The organism is Pantoea sp. B566 (assembly GCF_024793925.1).
Lineage (GTDB): Bacteria > Pseudomonadota > Gammaproteobacteria > Enterobacterales > Enterobacteriaceae > Pantoea > Pantoea ananatis.
Map to the genome: position 1 here is coordinate 3787033 of NZ_JANUQL010000003.1, position 25519 is coordinate 3812551.

The 25519-nt window shown below is 54.6% G+C and carries 27 protein-coding genes; 10 read left to right on the forward strand and 17 right to left on the reverse strand.

Going from position 1 to position 25519, the window contains the following annotated elements:
- Nucleotides 1–38: 38 nt before the first annotated feature.
- The 8 genes from NYE92_RS19200 to NYE92_RS19235 all read right to left on the reverse strand — a co-directional run bounded on the left by NYE92_RS19200 (nt 39) and on the right by NYE92_RS19235 (nt 7017).
- Nucleotides 39–998, reverse strand: a complete 960-nt coding sequence (locus NYE92_RS19200; RefSeq protein ID WP_015700913.1) for a KpsF/GutQ family sugar-phosphate isomerase — start codon at nt 996–998, stop codon at nt 39–41.
- Nucleotides 988–1764, reverse strand: coding sequence for a DNA-binding transcriptional repressor (locus NYE92_RS19205; RefSeq protein ID WP_210495059.1), 777 nt, complete (start codon nt 1762–1764; stop codon nt 988–990). The genes NYE92_RS19200 and NYE92_RS19205 overlap by 11 nt, the downstream gene beginning before the upstream one ends.
- 79 nt (nt 1765–1843) lie before the next feature.
- A complete protein-coding gene (locus tag NYE92_RS19210) occupies nt 1844–2209 on the reverse strand; it encodes a transcriptional regulator GutM (protein WP_015700912.1) in 366 nt (121 codons plus the stop codon).
- Between the two features lie 54 nt (nt 2210–2263).
- The gene (gene srlD, locus NYE92_RS19215; RefSeq protein WP_015700911.1) at nt 2264–3043 is read right to left on the reverse strand and encodes a sorbitol-6-phosphate dehydrogenase; all 780 of its coding nucleotides are present in this window, start codon (nt 3041–3043) and stop codon (nt 2264–2266) included.
- A 9-nt stretch (nt 3044–3052) separates the two neighbouring features.
- Complete coding sequence (locus tag NYE92_RS19220; protein ID WP_014606533.1) at nt 3053–3412, reverse strand: PTS glucitol/sorbitol transporter subunit IIA; 360 nt, start codon at nt 3410–3412, stop codon at nt 3053–3055.
- A gap of 24 nt (nt 3413–3436) precedes the next feature.
- Nucleotides 3437–4453, reverse strand: coding sequence for a PTS glucitol/sorbitol transporter subunit IIB (locus NYE92_RS19225; RefSeq protein ID WP_013024729.1), 1017 nt, complete (start codon nt 4451–4453; stop codon nt 3437–3439).
- Nucleotides 4454–4470: 17 nt separating this feature from the next.
- Nucleotides 4471–5019, reverse strand: a complete 549-nt coding sequence (locus NYE92_RS19230; protein ID WP_013024730.1) for a PTS glucitol/sorbitol transporter subunit IIC — start codon at nt 5017–5019, stop codon at nt 4471–4473.
- 498 nt (nt 5020–5517) lie between these two features.
- The gene (locus NYE92_RS19235) at nt 5518–7017 is read right to left on the reverse strand and encodes an NCS1 family nucleobase:cation symporter-1 (protein WP_015700909.1); all 1500 of its coding nucleotides are present in this window, start codon (nt 7015–7017) and stop codon (nt 5518–5520) included.
- 142 nt (nt 7018–7159) lie between these two features.
- Between NYE92_RS19235 and NYE92_RS19240 the strand changes: the two genes are divergently transcribed.
- The 3 genes from NYE92_RS19240 to puuE are packed head-to-tail and all read left to right on the forward strand — an operon-like array spanning nt 7160 to nt 9604.
- On the forward strand, nt 7160–7882 hold the full coding sequence (locus tag NYE92_RS19240) for a GntR family transcriptional regulator (protein ID WP_014592984.1): 723 nt from the start codon (nt 7160–7162) through the stop codon (nt 7880–7882).
- Nucleotides 7879–8610 (forward strand): allantoin racemase, encoded by a 732-nt coding sequence (gene hpxA, locus NYE92_RS19245; protein WP_013024733.1) that lies wholly within the window; start codon nt 7879–7881, stop codon nt 8608–8610. Before NYE92_RS19240 ends, hpxA begins: the two co-directional genes overlap by 4 nt.
- Nucleotides 8611–8644: 34 nt before the next feature.
- A complete protein-coding gene (puuE, locus tag NYE92_RS19250) occupies nt 8645–9604 on the forward strand; it encodes an allantoinase PuuE (RefSeq protein WP_014606528.1) in 960 nt (319 codons plus the stop codon).
- Between the two features lie 94 nt (nt 9605–9698).
- Here the strand turns inward: puuE and NYE92_RS19255 are convergent, their stop codons facing one another.
- Genes NYE92_RS19255 through NYE92_RS19270 form a run of 4 tightly spaced genes read right to left on the reverse strand, consistent with a single transcriptional unit; the run spans nt 9699 to nt 13736 of the window.
- Complete coding sequence (locus tag NYE92_RS19255; RefSeq protein WP_014592986.1) at nt 9699–10430, reverse strand: class II aldolase and adducin N-terminal domain-containing protein; 732 nt, start codon at nt 10428–10430, stop codon at nt 9699–9701.
- A gap of 43 nt (nt 10431–10473) precedes the next feature.
- On the reverse strand, nt 10474–11289 hold the full coding sequence (locus tag NYE92_RS19260) for an ABC transporter substrate-binding protein (protein WP_015700907.1): 816 nt from the start codon (nt 11287–11289) through the stop codon (nt 10474–10476).
- 23 nt (nt 11290–11312) lie between these two features.
- On the reverse strand, nt 11313–12185 hold the full coding sequence (locus NYE92_RS19265; protein ID WP_013024737.1) for a phytanoyl-CoA dioxygenase family protein: 873 nt from the start codon (nt 12183–12185) through the stop codon (nt 11313–11315).
- A gap of 27 nt (nt 12186–12212) precedes the next feature.
- On the reverse strand, nt 12213–13736 hold the full coding sequence (locus NYE92_RS19270; RefSeq protein WP_014606526.1) for an amino acid ABC transporter permease/ATP-binding protein: 1524 nt from the start codon (nt 13734–13736) through the stop codon (nt 12213–12215).
- A gap of 425 nt (nt 13737–14161) precedes the next feature.
- On the opposite strand from NYE92_RS19270, the gene NYE92_RS19275 reads away from it, so the two are divergent.
- The 5 genes from NYE92_RS19275 (at nt 14162) to argE (ending at nt 18854) form a co-directional block, all read left to right on the forward strand.
- Complete coding sequence (locus tag NYE92_RS19275; RefSeq protein WP_015700906.1) at nt 14162–15073, forward strand: LysR substrate-binding domain-containing protein; 912 nt, start codon at nt 14162–14164, stop codon at nt 15071–15073.
- A gap of 245 nt (nt 15074–15318) precedes the next feature.
- On the forward strand, nt 15319–16584 hold the full coding sequence (locus NYE92_RS19280; RefSeq protein ID WP_014606525.1) for an NAD(P)/FAD-dependent oxidoreductase: 1266 nt from the start codon (nt 15319–15321) through the stop codon (nt 16582–16584).
- Nucleotides 16585–16601: 17 nt separating this feature from the next.
- Nucleotides 16602–17036, forward strand: a complete 435-nt coding sequence (locus NYE92_RS19285; RefSeq protein WP_013024742.1) for a RidA family protein — start codon at nt 16602–16604, stop codon at nt 17034–17036.
- Nucleotides 17033–17707 carry a DUF1028 domain-containing protein gene (locus tag NYE92_RS19290; RefSeq protein ID WP_110015518.1) on the forward strand — a complete coding sequence of 225 codons (675 nt, stop codon included), beginning with the start codon at nt 17033–17035 and terminating at the stop codon, nt 17705–17707. The genes NYE92_RS19285 and NYE92_RS19290 overlap by 4 nt, the downstream gene beginning before the upstream one ends.
- Nucleotides 17685–18854, forward strand: coding sequence for an acetylornithine deacetylase (gene argE, locus NYE92_RS19295; RefSeq protein WP_072136451.1), 1170 nt, complete (start codon nt 17685–17687; stop codon nt 18852–18854). Before NYE92_RS19290 ends, argE begins: the two co-directional genes overlap by 23 nt.
- A gap of 70 nt (nt 18855–18924) precedes the next feature.
- Here the strand turns inward: argE and NYE92_RS19300 are convergent, their stop codons facing one another.
- Entirely contained in the window at nt 18925–19698 is a 774-nt protein-coding gene (locus NYE92_RS19300) for a 2OG-Fe(II) oxygenase family protein (protein WP_024471622.1), read from the reverse strand.
- 98 nt (nt 19699–19796) lie between these two features.
- Here NYE92_RS19300 and NYE92_RS19305 point away from each other — a divergent pair, with 98 nt between their 5' ends.
- Nucleotides 19797–20744 carry a LysR substrate-binding domain-containing protein gene (locus NYE92_RS19305; RefSeq protein ID WP_259019363.1) on the forward strand — a complete coding sequence of 316 codons (948 nt, stop codon included), beginning with the start codon at nt 19797–19799 and terminating at the stop codon, nt 20742–20744.
- A gap of 79 nt (nt 20745–20823) precedes the next feature.
- Here NYE92_RS19305 and hpxZ read toward each other — a convergent pair whose 3' ends face one another.
- Genes hpxZ through NYE92_RS19325 form a run of 4 tightly spaced genes read right to left on the reverse strand, consistent with a single transcriptional unit; the run spans nt 20824 to nt 24382 of the window.
- A complete protein-coding gene (gene hpxZ / locus NYE92_RS19310; RefSeq protein ID WP_110015519.1) occupies nt 20824–21207 on the reverse strand; it encodes an oxalurate catabolism protein HpxZ in 384 nt (127 codons plus the stop codon).
- Nucleotides 21207–22604 carry an AtzE family amidohydrolase gene (locus NYE92_RS19315; RefSeq protein ID WP_110015520.1) on the reverse strand — a complete coding sequence of 466 codons (1398 nt, stop codon included), beginning with the start codon at nt 22602–22604 and terminating at the stop codon, nt 21207–21209. Before NYE92_RS19315 ends, hpxZ begins: the two co-directional genes overlap by 1 nt.
- Nucleotides 22601–22783 (reverse strand): oxalurate catabolism protein HpxX, encoded by a 183-nt coding sequence (gene hpxX / locus NYE92_RS19320; protein ID WP_013024749.1) that lies wholly within the window; start codon nt 22781–22783, stop codon nt 22601–22603. The genes NYE92_RS19315 and hpxX overlap by 4 nt, the downstream gene beginning before the upstream one ends.
- Nucleotides 22784–22795: 12 nt before the next feature.
- On the reverse strand, nt 22796–24382 hold the full coding sequence (locus NYE92_RS19325) for a gamma-glutamyltransferase family protein (RefSeq protein ID WP_014606518.1): 1587 nt from the start codon (nt 24380–24382) through the stop codon (nt 22796–22798).
- A gap of 156 nt (nt 24383–24538) precedes the next feature.
- On the opposite strand from NYE92_RS19325, the gene hpxU reads away from it, so the two are divergent.
- Nucleotides 24539–25378 carry a MurR/RpiR family transcriptional regulator HpxU gene (hpxU, locus tag NYE92_RS19330; RefSeq protein WP_013024751.1) on the forward strand — a complete coding sequence of 280 codons (840 nt, stop codon included), beginning with the start codon at nt 24539–24541 and terminating at the stop codon, nt 25376–25378.
- Nucleotides 25379–25519: the final 141 nt, after the last annotated feature.

Here is a 25519-nt window from a genome sequence, read left to right on the forward strand (position 1 = left end):
CCAGGTGGCTGATAGATTAAAAACGGGCTAAATAAATGTTATTTATGCAAATCATAGAGATTGATGGCTCCAACTAACTGACCCTGTTGATTGACGACTGGCGCCGCGCTAATGCGTCGGTCATATAATTTCTGCGTAGCGGCCGCAACGCTAAGGTGTTCGGCCAGTTTGTAGCCGGGGCGCGTCAGGAGAGGATCAAGCCGATCGTCCAGCTTTTTACCAGCTAACAGCGCGCGGCGCAGATCGCCGTCAGTAAAAATACCCTCGATATCGTTGTCGTCATCACAGGCAATCACAATCCCCATACCGGTACGGGTCAGTTCTTCCATGGCATCTAACACGGAGGCGTTTTTATTTACGCGAGGAATGCGTTCGCCTTTTCGCATAGATTGCGCAACCGAATTAAGCAGGCCAGCGCCCAGGCTGCCTCCGGGATGGGAGCGGGCAAATTGCTCCTCATTAAAATTACGTGAACGCATCAGCGCCATTGCCAAAGCGTCACCCAATAACAGGGTATTCACGGCGCTCGACGTGGGCGCAAGCCCCATCGGGCAGGCTTCCCGATTAACAGCAAGATGCAGTACGTGGTTGGCCTGCTGGGCCAGAAAGGAGTGGGCGACATTAGTGATCGCAATAATGGGAACGTTGAGCGCCTTAAGGGCAGGAACAATAATCTGTAATTCAGCCGCGCTGCCGGAATTCGAGATAAAAATAAACACGTCCTGCGAAGTGATCATGCCCAGATCGCCATGCAAGGCTTCAGCAGGATGCACAAAAAAAGCGGGAGTGCCGGTACTGGCCAGCGAAGCGGCGATTTTTTTTCCAATATGGCCAGATTTACCGATGCCAGAAACAATCGTTTTGCCCTGACATTGCAGAATTAATTCACACGCATTGATAAACGCGTCATCTAAGCTGTTAAACAGATTCTGAGCCTCGGCAATTTCAAGCGACAGGGCCTCTCTGGCATACTCGAGCAGCACCTCTTTATTCTTCATCCTCCCCTCCTGCGACAATGACGTTGATTTTTTTGTCCACGAGTCGCTGAAGGTAATGAGGCGTAATACCGGCATCCGTGATAATGGTATCCACCTTATCCAGACTACACACAACATTTGGGCTTTTACGACCAAACTTGGATGAATCAGCAAGAACAATAATCCTGTCAGCCGCCGCGCACATCGACGTGCTGACGGCATGAACTTCGTTAAAGGTGGTGATCCCCATATCCAAATCAATACCATCGGCGCCAATAAATAACTTATCGAAGTTAAAAGAGCGAAAGGCTGACTCGGCAAGTCCGCCATGAAATGAGGCGGACTTTTTTCGTAACGTTCCGCCGGGCATTAAAATGGTCTGATCGCCATCTAATTCCATTAACGCATTCACAATGTGCAGGCTGTTTGTCATGACGGTAATGTTATTGAAGGGTTTGAGATGCCTGACCATTTGAAGCACAGTGCTGCCAGTATCCAGGATTAGCGAATCACCATCGTTAACCAGTTGTATGGCCGATTCAGCAATGTGCCTTTTTCTGTCACTGTTGATATGCGTTTTATGGTCGATAGGTTGATCGCCTTCTTCATGGCCCAGAATGACGCCACCGTGAATACGAATCACCTCGCTGCGCTTTTCCATTTCGGTCAGATCTTTGCGAATCGTCGTGCCTGTTGCTTTGAAATAGTCGATCAGATCGCCAATGGTGGTTTTGCCATTTTTTTGGAGATAGGCAAGGATAGCTTCCTGTCTTTGTTGCGGTTTCATCAGTAACGCCTTATCTGAAAGGGGTTTTGTCAAAATTAAAGCAGCGCTAAAATTTTCATCCTGCTTTCAATTTAACACATCACTCTTTCATTGATATGGCGGAAAGTAAGGCTTTTTGACACGTTTCACGTTCGGGAAAAATTTTTTTCGCATCGATATCATCAAGATAACAGTCGGTTAACAAAGGCAAAGCATGTGGACGCGCAAAAACGGTGAAGCCTTTCATAATGACAGCCGCCAGGATTCGTCCTTCGGGATTGACCGCGACTGCGATAATTACGCGGGGTTTAACGTTGAAGCGGTTTGAAGCCGATCGCCCGATGCCAACCCGACCTTGCTGAAATAACCCCTCCAGCATATGGTTAAAGCGTCGTAACTGATACCAGCCAAACAACGAATGGGCCAGCCATGCCAACAGTGCTACAGCAATTATCCCGCTACTCATCTTCGTCTCCTGAGCAAGGCCAACATACCAGGCCAGCGATATTGAAGGGGGCAATCAGAACATCACCTGGCCGCCCGTGATATTGATAGACTGCCCGGTGCAATATGAGGCCTTGTCACTTGCATAAAACAACAAGACGTTCAGCACATCCTGGTATTCACAACCGCGCTTGAGTGGCACTTTTGCAATATAGCTGGCTTCAACTTCCTCGGGCGAGATGCCCAGTTTTTTTGCATACTGAGGAAGCAGAGACTGAAACATCGGCGATTTGAGCAAATTACCCAGCATCAGCGAATGTACTCTGATGCCATAATCCGCTAAATCGAGGGCCAGTGACTGTGTTAATCCCACGCCGCCAAATTTAGCCGCGCTGTAGCCCGAATTATGTTTACTGCCTGTTTTGCCCGACTTCGAATTGATCTGAATAATGCGGCCCGGAATATTATCGCGAATCATCAGTCGGGAAAATTCACGTGCACAGAGAAAATACCCAACCAGATTGACCTGCAAAGATATTTCAAAATCTTTTAAGGCGAAATCAGTGACAAAGGACGCTTTTGCCATGCCGGCACTGTAAATCATCACATTGACCTGTTTAAAGACCTTATCGATATTGCCAGCAAGCGCAATAACACTCGCCTCATCTGTTGCATCAACCTCAAAACCCACGGCCCGATTGGCGCCATATTCGGCGTTAATTTCTGAGGCGACCTTTCGGGCGTTTTCCCCTTTCAAATCCGCGACGGCAACGCGGTAACCTGCTTCGGCCAGCCCTTTTGCCAGAAATGCCCCCAGCGTTTGCCCACCACCGATAACCACAGCAACTTCAGACATAACTCGCTCCTATGCAAAGAGTTTTACGGATGTTTCCGTCGTAATTCTGTCGGGCGCTTTTCCACTAACATGGATTGAACCAGGCAGTTGCGCGGTTGGCTGCCCGTCGAAAACAACGGTGATATGGCCCAGTTCGCGCAAGTTTTCGATCGCGACCTCACCGATGGCCGTCACGGCATAACACCGTTCTCCCAGCTGCAGGGTTGAACCCGTGACAGGATGCCCCGTCAGCGTGCCATGCTGGTGGATAAAGCAATAATCCTGAATATCGGCGGGTGCGCCTTCCCGAAATAAAATCATCATGTTTTCAAGCAGCGCATCGTGGGCGTTTATGCCCACTTTGATTATTTCGGTTTCAAAGTGCGTCATGACTTTTCTCCAGAAGGGGGGCGTTTAGTGATAAATAAAGGCAGAGACTGCCCAGGCAATCAGCACGGTAGGGGCACCGGTCAGGAAGCGGCCGACCAGAACGGAAGGAACCCCCACGCGCACGGTGTCCTGTTTCGCCTCCGCCAGCGATAAACCCACAGGAATAAAATCTGCAGCGGCTTGTGCATTGATGGCAAACAGGGCTGGCAGGGCAAGATGGGGCGGAATATGACCCAGTCCGATTTGAACGCCGATCAGTACACCAATAACCTGGGCTATCACGGCGCCCGGCCCCAAGAACGGCGACAGGAGCGGAAAGGAACAGATTAAGGCCAGCGTGATTAAGCCAAGAGGATTGGTGGCGAGTGGCGTCAGCCCGTGGGCAATCATATCGCCCAAACCTGAGGCCATGATGATGCCAATGATGGCCGCCACAAATGCCATAAAAGGGAGGATGGTCTTGAGTACGGTATCAATGGTATCCCGCCCGGCCTGGAAAAATTCGGCAACGACGGTCCCCATTCCTGTGCCAATTTTTGCCAGTAAACCGTCGCTTTGCTCGGTAATTTTTTTACTCGAGTCATAATCTTTCCCCGCGCCAGCGCCACGGGGCGCGGGGGCAGCACGTTTTTCGTCATGGGTGTGAATGACGTCTTTACTGCCGTGATCCTCGCGATTGACGATGCTGATATTCTCAGGCTTAACGCCAGAGACATAAATGTCTTCCAGGATATATTGTGCCAGCGGTCCGGACTTTCCTGTCGCATGGATATTCACGGTGGGGATACCGCGTTTGGGATAAAGACCACAACGCAGCGTGCCACCACAATCGATGATGGCCAGACCAATTTCATCGGCTGGCGGTTCCCCTTGTTTGAAACCATCTACAGCTTCCCAATGGGTGATTTCACTGATCCTGTCCACGATTGACGGTCGGGCGCCGGCGGTGATGTAAACAATTTTTTTCCCGGGTGTTATATCAAGTTGTAAAGGGCCGCCCCAACCGCTGTTTCCTTTTTCGATACGGATTTGTGTCGTCATTTTATTTTCCGCCTTTATTAGAGCTGAACGTTTTTATCGAGTTTGATGCCCATCTTTTTTTCAAACAGGCTGGTGGTGAGATCGGTAATCCAGCCGCGAAAAAAGTTAGTAAAAAGCCCAACCAGAAAATAGCTGACAGCAAGAGGGCCCAAGGGTAAGCCCAGAGTCGTCAGGCCACTGGCAACCCCTAAATAAACGAAGAGTTCACCCGGATTCACGTGCGGAAATAACCCATTCATTGAATGGCAACTGTATGACGAGGCCGCGTAATATCCTGGCTTATATTTCTCGGGCATAAATCGCCCCAGGCTGAGTGTCATCGGGTTACAAAAAACAAAGGTGCCAATAAGCGGTAAAAGCAAATAGCGTGATACAGGATTGCCCGCACATTTCTGTGCCAGTCGTTCAATTCGATGTTGCCCTACGAATCGTATTAACGCGTTCATTACGACTAATAAACTAATTAACAAAGGTAAAATTCCTGTCACCATGCCGACAAAAACTTCACCTCCTTTCTGGAACAGTCCAATAAACCATTCCGCACCAAAGGTGATTGCATCAATCATGTGCCGCTCCTTTTAAGGTTGCCCGGATTTTCACGTTGGTTAGGTCTTAACACGCAGAAAATATAGTCGTTTAAAAGGCATAAATATTTTATATGGATCACAAATAAATCATTTAACTTTCATTTTGAATCTTTTTTATTTTGAAATGAATGTTATCGGGTGCGGGAATCCCGCGTTCTTTCGTTACCGCGACGCCGGGATACGCAGAGGGTTTAATGACTTATCTCGCTGATTTTAAATGCCTTGTCACTGCAAATTTCTAGCAGGTCAAGACAGGGGGTAACGGGCACACGGCGCTTTTGCACGAAAGGGAGAGGGGCAAACAGGATGAGCGCGTATTCACACGCGAACATTATCTGGGGCGGTAAGGGCTGGCGCGCCAAACAGTCAGCAGTATTCGCCATCAAGGCGATCCGGTGTTCGGCTATTAAAAAAAACGACTCCAGTCAGAGTCGTTTATATGGTTATTGTACAGGCATACTGCGTCTGAACAGGGCGTTATTCCTTCTGCATGACCACCGTGCCGGAAGGCATAGTGAGGTCTTTCTGCTCAGTCTGCTTTTCTCGCGCCACTAACCAGTAGCAGCTTGCCGCCAGCGCCACGCCGATAAACCAGCTAAAGTTGGCCACCTGATGCAGGGAAGGGATAAAACTGATCACCAGACAGATAGCGACTGAGGGCAGCAAAGCGATAATGGCCTTCGGGTTAAATCCACCGCGATACCAGTAGCGCCCCTGCGGTGTGGCATCAAACAGATCGTCTACTGAAATACGGCCGCCCTTAATCAGATAAAAATCGGCTAACAGAATGCCAAACAGCGGCCCGATAAACGAACCCAGTACGTCGAGCGTGTAGTGAATCAGTTCAGGAGACTGAAACAGATTCCACGGTGTGAGCAGGACCGATCCGACTGCCGCAATCATGCCACCGGTGCGGAAACTGATTTTCTGCGGCGAACAGTTTGAAAAATCGAAAGCAGGCGAGACAAAGTTCGCCACGATGTTGATACCGATCGTTGCGGTGATCATAGTCAGTAAGCCAATCGCCACGGCTAAATCGCTGCCGACCATGCTGACGGTTTCAATAGGATCGGTAATCATTTTGCCAAACAGGGATTGAGTGCCCGATACAATGACAACGGTCACGATGGAGAACAGCAGAAAGTTGAACGGCAGTCCCCAGCGGTTACCCCGGCGGATCTCGCCCATGCTTTTGCCATAGCGGGAAAAGTCACCAAAGTTCAGCAGCGGGCCTGAGAAGTAAGACACCACTAATGCCGTTGCCGTAATCATCTGCCAGGTTTGTTCGCCTGCCGACAGCGACTTGCTGGCCAGCGTAAAGGAGATACCGTCGAAACCGGTTTTGTATACAATCCAGCCCGCCAGTGCCAGCATCACCACATACACTGCGGGGCCTGCGATATCGATAAAGCGCTTAATCGCACTCATGCCATGCCAGAACACCATTGCCTGCAGAACCCACATCACGCCAAAGCAGTACCAGCCCAGCTGCGATAAACCAAGCCAGTGGCTGTGGGTCAGGCTTTCAAGCGACGGGTAAAACTTCAGCAGCACCAGCATCAGCGCGTTTGCCGCCAGCCAGGTCTGAATACCGTACCAGGCAAATGCAATCAGGCCGCGGATCACCGCCGGAATATTAGCCCCAAAAACACCGAATGCCTGACGACAAATAACCGCATAAGGCACACCGGCCATCTGGCTCGGTTTAGCGACCAGGTTGGCGCAGAGCTGAACAATGCAGATCCCCGCCAACAGGCAGAGCAACACCTGCCAGCTCGCCAGGCCCAACGTGAAGAAGCTCGCCGCTACCACATAGCCGCCCATGCTGTGTACGTCCGACATCCAGAAAGAAAAGATGTTGTACCAGGACCAGTTTTGATGGCGCGTAGGCGCCAGGTCTTCATTACATAGCTTTGGACTGTATGCTTTCCCGGCTTCAGAGGCCGATGTGCTACTCACCGTTGAATGATTTGGCATGAAACCTGCTCCTCTCAAAGACATGAATAAAATAACCTTGTGAAATGACTTTGCAGGATCCAGGCCAAATTTGTTTTTTGTATACAAAATTTATTTTTAACGTATACGATAAGTGACGCAACGCTGTTTACCGGAGCAGGTAATGAAGAGTGAAAAGGGCCAGAGAACGGCGGCCGATCTGCATGATAAAGATGAACCTATCTATCAGGCGTTAATGAACGCCATTGTTGAACACCAACTGCCGCCCGGCAGCAAATTGCCGGAAGAGGCGCTTTCAGAGGTCTTTGGCGTCAGCCGCACGGGCATCCGTAAAGTGTTGCAGCGCCTTGCTGCGGTGCAAATGGTTACGCTTACGCCCAAACGTGGTGCACATGTTGCTACGCCCGGCGTTGATGAAGCCCGTGATATTTTTCGTACCCGCAGTTTACTCGAGTGCGCCAACCTTCCCGCTGTGCTGGAACATATGCAGCCGCCTCACCTTGCCGGGCTGGCTGCGCTGGTCGCCCAGGAAAAGGCGGCCATCGAACATCACGATGGCCCTGCGGCGATTCGTCTCTCGGCGGCATTTCATATTCAGCTGCAGGCGATTTCCGGCAATCAGGTGTTAACCGATCTTGTTACGCGCCTGGCGCAGCGATCGTCTCTGGTGATTGCCGCGTGGGGCGCGCCGTGGCAACGCGGTTGTCGCTGTGATGATCACGATCGTTTGTTACAGCTGCTACGTGAAAAGGCCTTGGTGCCGCTCACTGACTCACTGCAGCACCACTTTGAACACATTGTTTCCAGCCTGCATTTCGAACGCGGCGGCGAAACCTTGCCCGATTTCACCCGACTATTTTCGGGTCACAAAGGAGCCGTATCATGAGCCTGATTCAGGTTATTAATCCTAATACCAGCCAGGCGATGACGGAAACCATCGGTCGGGCAGCCCGCGCCGTTGCCGCGCCGGGTACGGACATCCTCGCCGTGTGCCCTTCGCAGGGCGTGCCCTCCATTGAAGGGCATTTCGATGAGGCGATTGCGGCGATAGGCGTACTGGAGCAGGTGAAACTTGGCAGAGCACAGGGCGTCAGTGGCCACGTGATTGCCTGTTTTGGCGATCCGGGACTGCTGGCGGCACGTGAACTGGCCAGCGGTCCGGTCATCGGCATCGCAGAAGCGGCCATGCATACGGCCACACTGGTGGCAACGCGTTTCTCGATCGTCACCACGTTGCCGCGCACGCTGGTCATCGCACGACATTTACTTCAGCAGTATGGCTTTACCCACCATTGTGCGGCCTTACATGCTATCGATTTACCCGTGCTGGCGCTGGAGGATGGCAGCGGGCTGGCACAGGAGAAAGTGCGCCAGCGCTGTATCCAGGCAAAACGGGAAGATGGCTGTGGGGCGATTGTTTTAGGCTGCGGCGGCATGGCAACGTTGGCGGCGTCGCTCACACAGGAGCTGGAGATGCCGGTGATTGATGGCGTCAGTGCAGCGGTAAAAATGGTGGAATCGCTGGTGGCGCTGGGATTTGGCACCAGCAAACAGGGCGATTTGGCTTATCCTTTACATAAACCCCTCTCGGGTGCCTTTCAGCACCTAAACTAAGCAGATGTTCCCGTTCACCGACAGGATGCAAGTTATGACTGAAAGCCAGGATAAGAAAACCTACAGCTTCAATAAAAATTACCCGCGCGATCTAATCGGTTACGGCGCGAATCCTCCTCATGCGGCGTGGCCCAAAAAAGCGCGGGTGGCGGTGCAGTTTGTGCTCAACTACGAGGAGGGGGCCGAGAACAGCGTATTACATGGCGACACGGGTTCAGAGCAGTTCCTGTCTGACATCATTGGTGCCGCCAGCTATCCCGATCGTCACATGTCGATGGAATCGCTGTATGAATACGGTTCCCGAGCCGGTTTCTGGCGCATTCATAACGAGTTTCAGAAACGGGGATTGCCCCTCACCGTGTTCGGTGTGGCGATGGCCCTGGCGCGTCATCCGGAAATCGTAGACGCCATTAAACAGGCGAAGTACGACGTGGTCAGTCACGGCTGGCGCTGGATCCACTATCAGGGCATCGATGCTAAAACCGAGCGTCAGCACATGCAGCAGGCGGTGGATGTGTTAACGGATCTGTTTGGTCAGGCGCCGACGGGCTGGTACACCGGACGCGACAGCCCGAATACGCGTCGTCTGGTGGTCGAACAGGGCGGATTCAGTTACGACAGCGACTATTATGGCGACGATCTGCCCTTCTGGACGCAGGTTACCTGTCAGGATGGTACGGTAAAACCGCATCTGATCATTCCCTATACGCTCGAATGTAACGATATGCGCTTTGCATCGCCCCAGGGCTTTAACACCGCAGAGCAGTTCTTCACGTATTTGCGCGATACGTTCGACGTGCTGTATGAAGAGGGCGAGACCGCGCCCAAAATGATGTCGGTGGGGATGCACTGCCGCCTGTTAGGGCGCCCAGGAAAATTCCGCGCGCTACAAAACTTCCTTGACCACATTCAGCAGCATAAGGATGTGTGGATCTGTACCCGGCAGCAGATTGCCGAGCACTGGATAAAAACGCATCCCGCTTCAGAAGCGTAATCGCTTCCGGGCGGCAAGCGCGTGGCGGCAAAAGGCTGTCGCCACGTGCTGTCTTTGTTGCTGTCACCTGCGTGACAGCCGTGCGTGGAAGCACTCAGTCGCACAGGGCGGGATCGGCCTCAATCATCAACTGCTTCATCTCCTCGAAATGCCGCAGAGAGAAGTCGGGAATACCTTCCCAGTCGCGGGCCGTTTTTTCCGCGACCTCATCGCTCAGGACTTTCAAGGGTTGCCCGGTAGACCAGGCGGTAACCAAAATCTGGCAGGCGCGCTCTAGCGTCCAGATGTCATCAAAGGCCTCGCCAATGGTCTGGGCGGTAACCATGACGCCGTGATTGCCCATTAACAGACGACGCTTATCGGTCAGCAGGCTGGCCAGACGTGCGCCTTCCTCTTTCGTATCGGCCATGCCACCGTATAACGTATCTACCGCGATGCGGTTGAAGTAGCGCGCGCTGTTTTGATCGACAGGCGGAATGTGCGGCTGCGCCAGGCAGGCAACGCTGGTGGTGTAAACCGGATGCAGATGCATCACGACCCGGGTTTCTGGCAGCCGCTGATGAATTTGCCCATGAATGGACCATGCGGTGGCATCAACATCATCCCACTCTGCACAGGATGCATCCTCAGCATTGAGCAGCAGTAAATCGCTGGCGCGAAGGCGTGAAAAGTGTTTCCACTTTGGGTTCATCAGAAACTGCTTACCATCCGGTGAGACAGCGGCACTGAAATGATTCGCTACCGCCTCATGCATGCCCAGGTGGGCAATAATGCGGAAGGCTGCCGCCAGATCGATACGCGTTTGTTCTTCGAAAGAAAGCGCCATATTACCTCCTGAAAATGAACGCGTGCCCGGCACGCGTTTGAGATTAAGGCTTAGGCATCAAGGTCTTGAGATCGTCCGCCGTCGGCGCTTCAAAATGGTATTTTTTGAGCAGTGCGGCATACTCTGGCGTTTTACTGTAGGCTTCCAGCGCCGCAACCAGGGCCTGTTTCACCTCCGTATTGTCCTTCTTCACGCCGAAACCGTTTAATACGGGATAGATGAGCGTCGTGGAAGATATCTGGATGCGGTCGCCCAGCTTCTGGACAACGCCACGCGCCACCGCGGCATCGGTGATCTGCGCTTCCACCGCATGGGAAAGCATCGCCTGAGTCGTCTGAGGATCGGTCGCATATTCGCTGATCGCGATAGGGGGCTTACCGTTTTTCACACAGTAATCGTCAGACAGTTTATGCAACTGCTGTAGCCAGGAGGTGGCGCCCATCGATCCAATTTTATGGCCGCAGAATTCTTCAGGCGTCTTGGGTTGATAATCACTTCCCTTCAGCGACAGGATAGCCTCGCCGCTTTTCAGGTAGGGAATCATGTCGATCACTTTCATGCGATCGGCGGTGATATACATCGACGAGTTAGTGATATCGAACCGGTTACTCTGTAAACCGGTGATCAGGTTAGGAAAACGGGTATCAATATTCACGGCCTGACGGCCCATCACTTTTGCCAGGCCATCAAGAAACTCAATGTCAAAGCCAGCGGGTTTATTATCCTTCATGTATTCATACGGAAAGAAGGTCATATCCGATCCGGCGATGATTTTACCTGGTTGTAAAAAGGCTGAGGCGTTAAATGACGCCAGGACAGCGCCTGCGGCAAGCAGACTTAATACATATGTTTTCATCATTATTATCTCTCTGTTAGGCGCAATCAGACGTTGGCAAGATCTTGACCTGCCTGCTGAACAAAGAACGATGCTCCGCGCGGTTTCTGCGGCAGGCGAAGTTCATTTGGGGTGCTGCGGACCATGCCGCTTTCGTCACCATAAACCAGCGTTCCGGCATCCGGGCTGGGCAAGGGGTTTTCACCGAAAGGCAGCGCGTCTTCCGCCGCGTACACGGCGATAAACAGCGTGCGCGGCCACTCGGTTTCATTGGGGCTGGAGGCGTGCAGCAGCCTTGTGTGCATAAAGCACACGGACCCGGAGGGACCAAAGCAGGCGCTGGGCTGCTGACACTGCTCTTTCACCACCGCAGGCTCGACGGCCCCGGTAAAACGCCCGTCCTGCCAGTGCGAATACAGTGGTCCCCGATGGCTGCCCGGCACCACGTTCAGCGGGCCATTTTCCGGCGTGACCTCGCTGACCATCAGCAGCGCGGTCACGATATCGTCGTTGCTGTGCGGGGTGAACAGGAAATCCTGATGCCATTCCACTTTCGTTGCGGTATGGGGCAGCTTCGAGTTGATCTTGCTGTGATGATAGCGTGCGCCGCTGCCACCAATTAACTGCCCGGCAATCTGCGCCATTCGTGACTGCAGTGCCGCATGGCGATAGGCGGCAGAGATGTCGTTTGGTGAGCTCACGCGACGCAAAGAAGGATGGTCGGCACTGTGATCGCTCTCAATGTCGAAACGCGAACGGCCATCCTGAGTATTGCCCCATGGGGCACTCTGGCTGCGGCTTTCCTCAACCCACTGGTCAAAATCGTGCTGCAGCGCGGCGATTTCCTCGCTTGTCAGGACATGTTCAACTACCAGAAATCCCTGCTGGTGATACTGATCTACCTGCCACTGTTCAATCATGGTCGTGCCCTCGTGTTGAATACATCGTTACGCCAGCGAGACATCCTTCAGAAATGCTTCCACGCGCGGATGCTGGCCATCGCGCAGCGCCTGGGGTGCGTCGTCACAGACCACGCGTCCTTTTTCCATAAAGACAATTCGGTCAGAAACTTTGAAGGCAAAGTTCATCTCATGGGTCACGATCACCATGGTGATGCCCTCGCTTGCCAGGGCTTCAATCACCTGAAGGACTTCATTCACTTTTTCAGGGTCCAGCGCTGACGTGGGTTCGTCGAACAGCATGATTTGGGGGCGCATCATTAAGGCGCGTGCGATAGCCACGCGTTGCTGCTGACCACCGGAGAGCTGATGAGGGTATTTCCACGCATGTTCGAGCATGCCGACTTTGAAAAGCAGCGCGGCGGCCTGCTGCTTTAAGGCCTGGGTGGGCGCGAGCTTGTGATAGCGCGGTGCCAGCATCAGGTTATCCATAACGTTGAGGTGGCTGAACAAGTTGAAGCTCTGAAAAACCATCCCAATGTTGAGGCGGTGCTCGGTATGCTCAATGAAGCGTGGCTTACGTTGTTCTCCCTGCTGACGAAGGTGAATAAAAGGTTTTCCGTTAATACGAATCTCACCGTTATCGATCTGCTCCAGGCCGTTGAGCAGGCGAATCAGCGTGGTTTTTCCCGAGCCTGAAGGCCCGATCACCGAGACCACCTCACCAGCGTGGATCTGCAGGTTCACTGCGCCCAGTACTTCAACATTGTTGTAAGCCTTGTGAAGACGCAGGGCCTGCAACGCTGGCCCGCTGTCGTGCACTGCCTGACGAACCGGGCTCACTGCCGTGCGTTGTGCGAGGTCGAACAGTTGCGCATCGGGTTTGCCGGAAGGCTGACGCTGCGTGACGTCAAGATAGCGCTCCAGCTGCTTTAACAGGAAATCAAAGACGGTGACGATCAGCACGTAATAGAAGGCCACGGCAGCCATGGTTTCCATGACCAGAAAGTTCTGCGAGTAAAGCCGCTGGCCGACCATCAAAATTTCGGTAAGTGAGATAACAGAGACCAGCGACGTCAGCTTCACGATCGCGATGTATTCGTTCGCCAGCGCTGGCAAGGCCACACGCAGAGCCTGCGGAATAATAATGCGCCACTGAATACCGGCATAGCGTAGTCCCAGTGCCCGGGCAGCCTCGCTCTGGCCCCTGGGAATTGACAGCAGCCCACCGCGGTGAATCTCCGCGATGTAGGCGCTCTCACAAATGGTCAGCGCAATAAACCCGGCCCAAAACGGATCGCTCAATATCGCCGACGTGGCGGGCACTGCCTGAGGCAGGTTGTAAACAAAGATCAGCAGAACCAGTAAGGGCAGGCTGCGAAAGAGCCAGATATAAAATCGGGCAGGCAGCGTCAACAAGGGATGGCGCGACTGCTTGGCCAGCGCCAGAATAAATCCCGCGATAATGCTCATTCCCCAGGTCAGCAGGCTCAGTTTGATGACGGTCCAGGTCGCCAGCCAAAAGTTAGCGTCGCTAAACAGACTGAACATATAGTTCCAGTTAAATGTCATGGGCTTGCTCACATTAAACAGAAGAGGGTTAGTCATTTAATTCTGTAATTCACTATGGCGGCATGACGGGAACGATAGCAATTAGTAATTTCTTTGGTTCTGATTTTAAAAAAACTATCCAATGGCTATCTGCCTTTTTAAATGACGTGTTTTTTAATATCACAGGGGAATAATTAGCGTATTGCTTCCCTTTTTGCGCTTATTTAGGGCAGGGCGCTGATCATTAAGACGCAACGTGAGAGTTATTGGTGCAATTTCTTTTTTTGAGCGTCGCGATCGGTTGCCGCTAAAAAAACAGGCGGGCGGTATTTTTGAATAAAGGGCACGCAGGCTAACTGAACGTGATGTGGCACAGCATTTGCAGCGCTACTTAGTCGAAAACGAAGCAAGGCTTCCGGTTAGCCATAAAAAACAGAGGTAACGCTATGAGTCGCTTTACACTTAAACAGCTCAGGTATTTTGTCGCCGTCGTAGAGACAGAAAGCATTGCTGAAGCTTCGCGCCAGCTGCATATCGCACAGCCCTCTATCTCTGTCTCCATTAAAAATCTGGAAGACGCCTTCGATCAGCAGCTGTTGATCCGTCATCATGCTCAAGGGGTTTCTCTGACGCCCGGTGGCCGCCGTTTTTATGAAAAAGCCCAGGAGCTGTTACGCCTGACACATGAGTTTGAGCAAAATTCACGTGCAGATAACACGCTGATTTCAGGAACGATTGCAATAGGTTGCTTCGAATCTGCGGCACCGCTGTACATGCCAAAACTGATTGCGGGCTTCAAAAAGCGTTATCCCGGCATCACCATTGAACTTTACGATGGCGAGCAGCATGAACTGATGCACGGGCTCCATCGCGGACGTTTCGACCTGGCTTTCCTGTACGATCTTGAGCTGGATAACACGATACAAAAAGCGGCGTTGAACGCGCCGCATAAACCCTATGCGCTCTTGCCAGTAAAGCATCCGCTGGCGCAAAAATCCCTCGTCACGTTGCGTGAGCTGAGTCAGGAACCCATGATTTTACTGGATGCTGTACCCAGCAGGAATTACTTCATCAATATTTTCAAAAGCAAAGGTTATCACCCGCAGGTTGCCTACAGTTCGCCCTCCATCGAAATGGTACGGTGCATGGTGGGGCAGGGATTAGGCTTTTCCGTGCTGGTCACCCGGCCTTACACGGATATGACTTATGACGGTGAAAAACTTGCGCAGATTGATATTGAAGATGAGATGGAAGCCTCGACGTTAATCATGGCCTGGTTAAGTCATAATGAACCGACGCGCCCAACAAAACTTTTTATGGACTATTGCCAGAATAGTGCATTAGGGCCGACGGCGTGAAAAGCAGGGTGCATTTATCGTGCAGTTCGGTAAGAAAAGGAAAAGTATTTTTGACCACGGTGTTGAGTCATTCCGCGTTGTAATCGTTGGGTGGCCATAATAATCGGCTGCACATCCTTTGCTTATTAATTTCTTATTTAGATATTAGCTTTATAATATTTTACCCATTCACTTGCCTCAAATAGTCTTGGCGCTATCGCGTGTCAGGAACACGTCATTGAAACGGCGGGCTTGAGGATGGTGGAATGACAATAACAGAGCAAGAAACAGACACCCTGGTGATTGGGGCAGGACAGGCCGGTATCGCCATGAGCGAGCATCTGGGGCGGCTCGGCATTCCGCATTGCGTGTTGGAAAAAAAACGTATTGCTGAGGCATGGCGGACCCGCCGATGGGATTCGCTGGTCGCCAACGGCCCGGCCTGGCACGACCGGTTTCCCGGCATGACGTTTTCGGGGCAAGATCCCGACAGCTTTGTGCCTAAAGAACAGATCGCGGACTATTTTGAAGCCTATGCGCAACACATTAAAGCCCCTGTCAAGACCGGCGTCGAGGTCATCAGCGTGGCGCCCCGTGCCGGGCGCAGCGGGTTCGATGTCCTCACCTCTGAAGGCCCGCTCGTCGCTCAACGCGTGGTCGTTGCCACAGGCCCCTTTCAGAAGCCCATTATCCCCGCGATTGCGCCCACGGATGCGGGATTCACTCAATTGCATTCAGCAGACTATCGCAACCCGCAACAACTGCCTGAAGGCGGCGTGCTGGTGATCGGCGCGGGCTCGTCAGGGGTGCAGATTGCCGATGAGCTGCAGCGTGCAGGAAAAGACGTCTGGCTCTCTGTTGGGCCGCACGATCGGCCGCCGCGCCGTTATCGCAACCGGGATTTTTGCTGGTGGTTAGGTGTGCTCGGCCTGTGGGATGCTGCTGCCAGTCAACCGGGTAAAGAGCACGTCACCATTGCGGTCAGCGGCGCGCGAGGCGGCCACACCGTTGACTTTCGCAGGCTGGCGGAACAGGGCATCAACCTGGTCGGGTTAACGGAGCGCTTTTCCGGTGATGTCGTGACCTTTAAGCCCGATCTGGCGCAAAACATCGCCTCGGGTGATGAAAACTATTTATCCCTGCTTGACGCGGCAGATGCCTGGGTAAAACGGCATGGCCTCGATTTGCCCGAGGATCCGGCCGCGCGCGCGTTTCTGCCCGATCCGGAAAGCGTCTCGCATCCTGTGCAGTCGCTCAATCTCGTCCGCGCAGGGATCACCACCCTCATCTGGGCAACGGGCTATGCCACCGATTACAGCTGGCTGAAGGTTAACGCCTTTGACGAGAAGCGCAGACCCGTTCATCAACGCGGCGTTTCCACCGAGTCCGGGCTCTATTTTCTCGGGCTTCCCTGGCAGTCGCGCCGGGGGTCCTCGTTTATCTGGGGCGTGTGGCATGACGCAAAATATGTCGCCGACCATATTGCTATCCAGCGCCAGTATCAGGATTACCGTGCCGCTTCAGAAAACTGAACCAGGAGACTGTCTTTATGCCAACCCATACACGTATTCGGATGTTTAACACCAAAGAAACCTATCCCAATCAAACGCTGGACAACGATCTCTGCCAGGCCGTGCGTGCAGGTAACACGGTGTATCTGCGGGGCCAGGTCGGCACTGACTTCGACGGCAATCTGATTGGTCTGGGCGATCCGGCTGCACAGGCGGCGCAGGCGATGAAAAATGTGAAGCAACTGCTGGAAGAGGCAGGAAGCGACTTGTCGCATATCGTCAAAACCACCACCTATATTATCGATCCGCGCTATCGCGAGCCGGTGTACCGTGAAGTGGGAAAATGGCTCAAAGGCGTTTTCCCCGTCTCGACCGGTCTGGTGATTTCAGCTCTGGCGCAGCCGCAGTGGCTGATGGAAATAGATGTCATTGCGGTGATTCCGGATGACTGGAAAGGTGGAGCGACCCAATGACCTTATCGGTAACGGCACGTTGTGAAGAAACCGGTCAACTTGGCATCGCCATCAGTTCATCCAGCATCGCCGTGGGCGCGCGCTGCCCCTGGCTGCAGGCTGGTGTGGGGGCCGTATCCAGCCAGAACATTACGCTGCCTTCTCTGGGGCAGCAGATTCTGGTGTATCTGGATCAGGGCCGCGCGCTCGATGTGGCGCTCAAGCTGGCGCTGGCTGAAGACAGATTCAGTGACTACCGTCAGGTCGCCGCAATCGATATCGAGGGGAATACGGCGTTTTTCAGTGGCAGCCAAACCCTGGGGATCTGGAGCGTGGCTGAAGGAAAAAACTGTATCGCCGCAGGTAATATGCTGGCGGACAAAGGCGTGACGGCAGCAATGTGTGCGGCTTTTGCTGCGGCCTCCGGTGAACTGGCCAGCAGGCTGCTTGCGGCCCTTCAGGCCGGTGTAGCGGCGGGCGGAGAAGCCGGACCGTTACATTCTGCCGCGCTCAAACTGGTGGATGACTACACCTGGCCATTGGTGGATCTGCGCATCGACTGGACAGAAGGCGATCCTGTCGGACAACTGACGCAACTGTGGCTTGCCTATGAACCGCAGATGGAAGCCTATGTCACGCGCGCGTTGGATCCGCGTGAGGCTCCCTCCTATGGCGTGCCCGGCGATGAATGATCGTTTACGGGCGCTTCTGGCCTCACTGCTGGCCGTTGACACAACCAGCCGGGCGTCAAATCTGGCCCTGATTCAGTTTATTGACGACTACCTGACTGACAGAGGCGTGACGACGCAGTGGCTGCATGACGACAGCGGTAAAAAAGCCAATCTGTATGCGCGTCTGGGGCCGGACGGCGAGGGCGGGGTCATGCTGTCGGGGCACACGGACGTGGTGCCGGTTGAGGGACAAAACTGGTCCGTCCCGCCTTTCGCCCTGACGGAGCGTGACGGGCGATGTTATGGCCGGGGAAGCGCCGACATGAAAGGCTTTATTGCCTGCGTGCTGGCGTCGCTGGATGACTTTCTGCAACAGCCCCTCCGCATGCCCTTACATCTTGCTTTTTCCTATGACGAAGAGGTCGGCTGCCTGGGCGTGCGCTCGCTGGTGGCGATGCTCAATGCTTCAGCGGCAAAGCCCGCGATGTGTATCGTGGGTGAGCCGACCGGCATGCAGCCGGTTTACGGACATAAGGGAAAGCGGGCGGTGCGCTGCCGGGTACAGGGCCTTGCCTGTCATTCCGCCTATACGCACCAGGGCGTCAACGCGATTCACTATGCCGGGCGGCTAATTGCGCATCTTTTGCATCAGGAAGCGGCGCTCAGGCAGCAACGTGATGAACGGTTCGAACCGCCCTACAGCACGCTGCAGGTGGGCACGATTCAGGGCGGAACAGCACTCAATATTGTGCCTGAAACCTGCCAGTTTGATGTGGAGTGGCGAACGCTGCCCGATACGGATATACAGAACCTGTATGACAGTGTGCGCCACTTCGCCGAAGCTGAGCTGATGCCTGAAATGCAGCGCATTGATCCGGTATGTCACATTGCCTTTCAGCCGCTGAGCGACTATCCCGGCTTGCTGACGGATCCGCAGACCGACTTTGCCCGCTGGCTGGCGCAGTGGAGTGGGCAAGACGACTTCACCACGGTGGCCTTTGGCACCGAAGGCGGGTTATTTAACGAGATGGGAATAGCGACCCTGGTTTGTGGGCCGGGAAGTATGGAACAGGGACACAAAGCAGATGAGTTTGTCAGTGTTGAACAGCTTGAACGCTGTATGACGATGTTAAAAAATCTGCGCCAGTGGATGCGGTCACGTCTGTAAAAGCGACCGATTAAGCCACGCAGGGCGGAACGCCCCGTGTGGCCTGAGCCCATCCGCTCGCCGGTGCCGTTTACAACCGACCGTAAAATGTCATCCGGGCCGTCTCAGACAAGGCGATGCCGGGCGCGGTATTGTAAGCCAGCACCGCCAGCATCCGGGTCACGTCGCCTTCGGTAGGCGTCACGCGATGCAGGGAATTACGTCCGCGAAACAGTACCAGGTCACCGGCTTCAATTGCCAGCTCTTCGACGGGCTGCTGTTCATCCAGCACGTCGGCCACGCCCGGATAATTCATCTCGCCCGCATCGGCATCCCGCAGATCTTTCACATACTGAAACCGCCCGCCGCCGGTTGGTTTCTGCACCAGTAACGTGATGGCAAACGACGAGTTATCGAAATGCCATCCCAGCTCTTTCCCGTGCGAGGCATAGTGAAGGTTAATGGACGACAAAGGATCGGCGTAGGGATACAACGCCTCTTCATCAAGCACCTCACACAAAAAAGACTGAAAAAGTGCATCGTCGTAGAGCTGACGCAGCGGAGAATCCAGCGCGATGACGTCATCAGTAATACAGCCCTTAGTGCTACTGACTTCGCGGTTCCTGGGATGCGTATCGCTAAACGCAGGGTCCGTTTTCATCAGGTAGACGTTATGCTTACTTTGGGTATGGTAAGCACGGTGGCGTTGCGCATCGCCTTCTGCGACGATGGCCGCTAAGGCGGCGGGCTGTAAAAAATTGCGCAGCACCAGCGCGCCCTGCTGATGAAGTTGCGTCCGACACTGTTGACGCCAGGCGTGACTGGACAGAGGATGTAAGTCAGTGCGTACCAGAGATTCAGACATCGTTTATTTCCTACGCGTGATTATTTAGTCATCACTGTAACGAGGCCCGATTGTACTGAATACCAATAAATATTTAAGACCCTGATAAGGAAGCCTTAATGCCCACGCCGTCGTTGCGCCTGCCTAAAATTAACGTTATTCAGTCATTTAAGGTCGCTGCGGAAACCGGCAGCCTGACAAAGGCGGCAGCGCAGTTGGCCTTGACGCCAGCCGCGGTGAGCCAGCAGATTCGTCAGCTGGAAGATCACCTTGGCTGCGTCCTGTTTTTACGGACTCAGCATGGTGTCATGCTGACTGAGATGGGCAGGCAGTATCTCCGCTACGTGTCGGAAGCCTTCGATATACTGCAGCTTGGCCAACGGAATATCGGGCGAAAAGATACCGCCGCTCAGCTTACGCTGTATGCGCTTCCCGCACTGGCATCAAAATGGGTCCTGCCGCATTTGTCTGACTGGCGAGCGCGCTGCCCGCATGTCGGCCTCTCTCTTCATGGCACGCACGCCGACGTGGACTTCAGTAAAACCCCGGCTGATTTTGTTATTTGCTTTGGGGAAGAGGCCTATCCCAGGCTGAACAAACAGTGTCTGTTCCATGATGAGGTTTTTCCGGTCGCCAGCCCCGCGCTGATCAATACCTTTGCTGCCGCAGACAGATTAAACCAGGCTCCGTTGATTCATCTCGACTGGGGGAAAGAGGGACGTTTTCTGCCGGACTGGCCTGCGTGGTTTGAGGCAAAAGGACTCCCTGAGCCCGTGGCGCAGCCCGGCCTGACGTTTAATCTGACCTCACTGGCGATTGATGCGGCGGTGGCAGGCGCGGGGATGCTGTTAGGGCAACGTCACATGATTGCCGGGGAACTGGCCCGGGGTGAGTTGGTGGCGATCGATTCCTTATGTCTGCCGCTCAGTAAACCCTATTATCTTGCCTGGCCTGCGCGGACAACCAGCCAGGAGGGAAGTGAAGAGATGATTGCCTGGCTGCGGGAACGCGCGGCAGAGCACGGTCCCGCCGGAAAGCCAGCCGGGGATGCTGCCTCGCTTTCCTGAGGGGCCTGCACTGGTCACCGGGGCGATGATCGACCAGCATGAAGGTGAGGCATCCTTGCCTCTGGCGCAATGGTTCGGTTTAACTCATCAGACTGACCTGGGCCGCGACGATGCGCCAGCCTGAGGGGAATTTCACCCAGGTTTGTTGCTGACGGCCAATTTTCTCCGTGCCTGCACGGGTGAATTCGGTACTGCACACGGCAAAGGCATCGCCAAAGGTGGTGATCACCGTGTTCTGTAAGGTGCGATCCAGCCCCGCCGAAGGACGGGCGGCACGGAAAGCGCGAATCTCATCAATGCCGTATAAATTCTCTCCGGCACCCAGCCGCACCGTTCTGGCATCGTGCCAGAACAGCTCATCCAGAACGGCAATATCGTTGCCCGTCAGCGCCTGTTCGTAACGGTAAAAGGCGGCGGTTACGGCATCCAGCACGTCGGGGTGGTTAATCTCTTCAGTATTCATCAGGCTCCAGCCATACAGGTAGGCGAAAATGTCAGACCTTGTTGTTCAAGGGCAAAGGCGGCTCGTAATACCGCCTGTTCGTTAAACGGCGCACCGATAAGCTGCACGCCAATCGGCAAGCCGCTTGCCGTGGCCAGTGGAACAGTACAGACGGGCAGGCCGAGAAAAGAGATCGGCTGGGTTAACATGCCCATGCTGGCCTTGGTCGGCAAGTTCTGCCCGTTGATGGCAATAGTTTCCTGATCTATCAGCGGCGCGCTGCAAGGGGTGGCGGGGGCGATCAGGACATCAAACCGATCAAATAACGGCAGTATTTGCTGTTGGAAATGACGGCGGAAGCGTTGCGCCTGCACATACCACGCACCCGGCAGCATCGCGCCCGCCAGCAGGCGCTCACGGGAATGAGGTTCGAACCGTTCAGGTTGCTGACGCAGCGCCGGCAGATAGTGATTGCCGCCTTCTGACGCGGTCATAATAAAGGCGGCTGAGCGGGCCAGTTCGGCTTCCGCCATAATCACTTCCTCACTAGCCTGCAACGCGGTCGCGATTTGAATCTGCGCGTTACGGGCATCATGATCACACCACGTCGAAAAGAAGCCGCCCAGAACCGCACAGCGCAAATCCTGTGCCCCCCGTTCCAACTGAGGCCGCGTGGGTGCCTGAGGCCGATCGGCCTGAAAGGCATCCATGCTGTCTTTACCCTGCAGGAGATCGTAAACCTGCGCCAGATCGTCAACGCGGCGTGCAAAGGGACCGATGTGATCCAGACTGGCGACAAACGGATGGCTACCGCTGCGGGACAGGCGACCAAAGGTTGGCTTCAGGCCAAAGATGCCGCACAGGGAAGCCGGCACGCGTATCGATCCATTGGTATCCGTGCCCAGCGAGAAAGGCACCAGTCCGGCCGCCACGGCTGCCGCTGAACCGCCGGAGGATCCCCCGGCGATCCGCGCCAGATCATGCGGATTGCGCGTGGCGCCATAGTGGCTGTTTTCAGTGGTAAAACCGTAGGCATAGGCATCCATATTCACCATGCCAGAAAGCAGGGCGCCGGCCTGTTGCAGTTGGGTGATGGCAAAGGCGTCACGGTTGGCTGCCGGGCGCTGACCAAATAATTCAGCCCCAGCCAGGGTTGAGTAACCCTGCACATCAAACAGGTTTTTTACCGCATAGGGAATGCCCGCCAGCGGCGGTAACATCTCACCGCGCAGGCGCTGTTTATCAATCGCATCCGCTTCCTGCAACATTCGCGTTGAAGTGATATCCGTCCAGGCATTAAGCTGCGGATTCTGTTTCTCAATCGCGGTCAGCGTCTGCTCCGCCACTTCGCGCGCACTGATCTCTCCCTGCTGAATCTTCTGCTGAAGTGCCTGAATGGAAACCTCGCTCAGCCTCATGCGTTGTACACTCCTGCAACTTCAAGACGATCGTCCAGCGGATAAGCCATCAGCGGGGCCGCCATATCGGCAATGCGCGTCATCTGGACCAGCAGGGCTGCACGGCGTGCGTCGTCCAGCTCCAGATGAAGAATGTGTTCCATTTGGGCGATATAGGTTGCCCACTCAATGTGATTCATAACGTACTCCTGTCAAAAACCGGCGGCGCTGCCGTTGCTACGCGGATCGCTTGCGCCTTCGAACATACCGTTGTTGTGACGAACAATCGCACCTGCATGGCCGACGACTTCACTGAATGGCGGAAGTGACTCCACCTCATGGCCTAACTGACGTAACCGCTCCAGCGTTTCTGGCGCGAAGCGACTCTCCAGCTTGAGGGAATCCGAGGTCTGTCCCCACGTTCGGCCCAACAGCCAGCGGGGTGCGCTGACCGCCTGTTGCAGCGGCAGGCGCTGGATCACATGGCGGGTAAAAATGGCAGCCTGGGTCTGGGGCTGTCCGTCACCGCCCATGGATCCATATACCATCGTCCGGCCGTCTTTCAGGCGCGCCGCGGCAGGGTTCAGCGTGTGGAAAGGTTGTTTACCCGGGGCGAGTGCCAGCAGGTGATCGGGATCGAGGCTGAAAGCCGCCCCGCGGTTTTGCCAGACGATCCCGGTGCCGGGCATCACCACGCCACTGCCAAATTCATGATAAATGCTCTGGATAAAAGAGACGGAAAGGCCGCTGCTGTCCATGACGCCCATCCAGACGGTATCGCCGGGGCCTCGTCCGGTTCCCCATGGCGCAGCGCGGTTATCATCAATCTGGCTGGCGATCGTTGTGAGCAGATCGCTGTCGAGCAGCGCCTGCAGATCGTCCACCACATGACGAGGATCGGTGATGTGCCGATCGCGTAAAGCAAACGCTTTTTTTGTCGCCTCAACGATGCGGTGAATGGTTTGTGCTTCATCGGCATTCGCCATATCCAGATGATCGGTAATGCCCAGGATCGCCAGAGAAACCAGCCCCTGCGTCGGCGGTGTGATATTCCAGATATCGCCTTCGCTATGTCTGACATGCAACGGCTTGACCCGACTGGCCCGCTGCTGCTGTAAATCGGCCAGGGTAACGGGAATGCCCAGGTTGACCATCTCGCCTGCCAGATGGTGCGCCAGCGTGCCGCGATAAAAGCTTTCCAGCCCTTCTTCACTTAACAGACTGAGCGTGCGCGCCAGATCGGGTTGGGTGAAACGACTGCCTTCCGCCGGAACATCTCCGTCCGGCAAAAACAGGGCGGAAAAGCCGGGCTGATGCTGGAGCTCTTCGCGCTTGCTGCGGGTGGCCGAGGCCTGCGAGGCCGTGACCGGAATGCCGTCTGCCGCGTAACGCACCGCGTCACGCAGTAATCGTGCCAGGGGCAGGGGCGTGCCGCCGAGCTCGGCTGACAGCGCCAATGCCTCATGCCAGCCGCTCACCGTGCCCGCCACCGTTAATGCGGCTTTTGGCCCGCGATGTGGAATTTGCGTTTCACCCTGATAGAAGTCGATATTTGCAAGAGAACCCGCTCTGCCGCTGGCGTCGATAGCAATAGGGTCGCCCTTACCCGGCATTATCAGCCAGAAACCGTCCCCGCCCAGGCCGTTCATATGCGGATAGACGACGGCAATAGTCGCAGCAGCGGCCACCATGGCCTCAATCGCATTGCCGCCTTCACGCAGCACCGCCAGCGCACTTTCACTGGCCAGATGATGAGGCGTTACCGCCATGCCCAGCGGGGCCATATTGCTCTGAATCATGCTCTTCTCATTGTGTTATTCAGGGTACAGAACCAATAACTAAGCAAGAGCCGTTCCAGTTTTTATCGCCGCGAAGGATCGGAACCGGTTCATCTGGCCCAAATTATGCTAGCTTCTGTTAAACCCCGCGGTTGAAACAAAAGTTACAGGACCTGAATGAAACAGCTTGATGAACGGCTCAAAACCCATTACCCCCAGCTTTCGCCGCAGGAGCAGCGCATTGCCGACTTTATCTTTGACCACTTCGACGATCTGATTAGCTATAACAGCGCCGAGCTGGCGCGCCTGAGCGGCGTGTCAAAAGCGACCGTCAGCCGGCTGTTTAAACGGCTCGGTTATGACAAGTACAAAGATATGCGCGATGAGCTGCGTACCCTGCGCCAGAGCGGGATGCCGCTAACGGATAACCGCGATGCCGTACAGGGCAATACCTTACTGTCGCGCCATTACAAGCAGGAGATGGCCAACCTTACACAGTGGGTAAACAGCATTGATGCCCGGCAGTTTACTGAGGTGATCGCTCAACTGGCTCAGGCGAAACGTATCTACATTGTCGGCATGCGCAATGCCTATCCGGTGGCGCTGCACCTGCGCCAACAGCTGATCCAGACGCGTTCGCAGGTGCATATCCTGCCCCAGCCGGGACAGACGCTGGCCGAGGACCTGGTGGATATAACGCCTGAGGATATGGTCGTGGTTATCGCCTTCCGGCGGCGCACCCGCATTATCCAGCCGCTGATGCAGCAGTTGCAAAGCGCCGCTATTCCCGTGCTGGCGCTGTGCGAGCCTCAGGCGCAGAGCGTTATCGCCCTGGCGCGCTGGCAGTTTTGCGCACCGCTGGACAGCGTGTCAGCGTTTGACAGTTACGCGTCGGCCATGAGCCTGATCAACCTGCTTGCCAATGCCTTGCTGCATGAACTGCTGTCAGACGGACGCCAGCGCATTCACCATATTGCCGATCTTTATCACCAGCTTGACGAGCTGGAGCACCGTTAACAGGCACCGTTTTGGTGCTTTGCCCCGTTTTGGAACGTCCTGCGGGGCAACGTCTGATGCCTCTGTATTGCTATAAATAGCGCTTATCAGCCATTAAGTCGCATTTTTCAGCGTGCGTCCGCGTTGGCACATTAGTTGCAG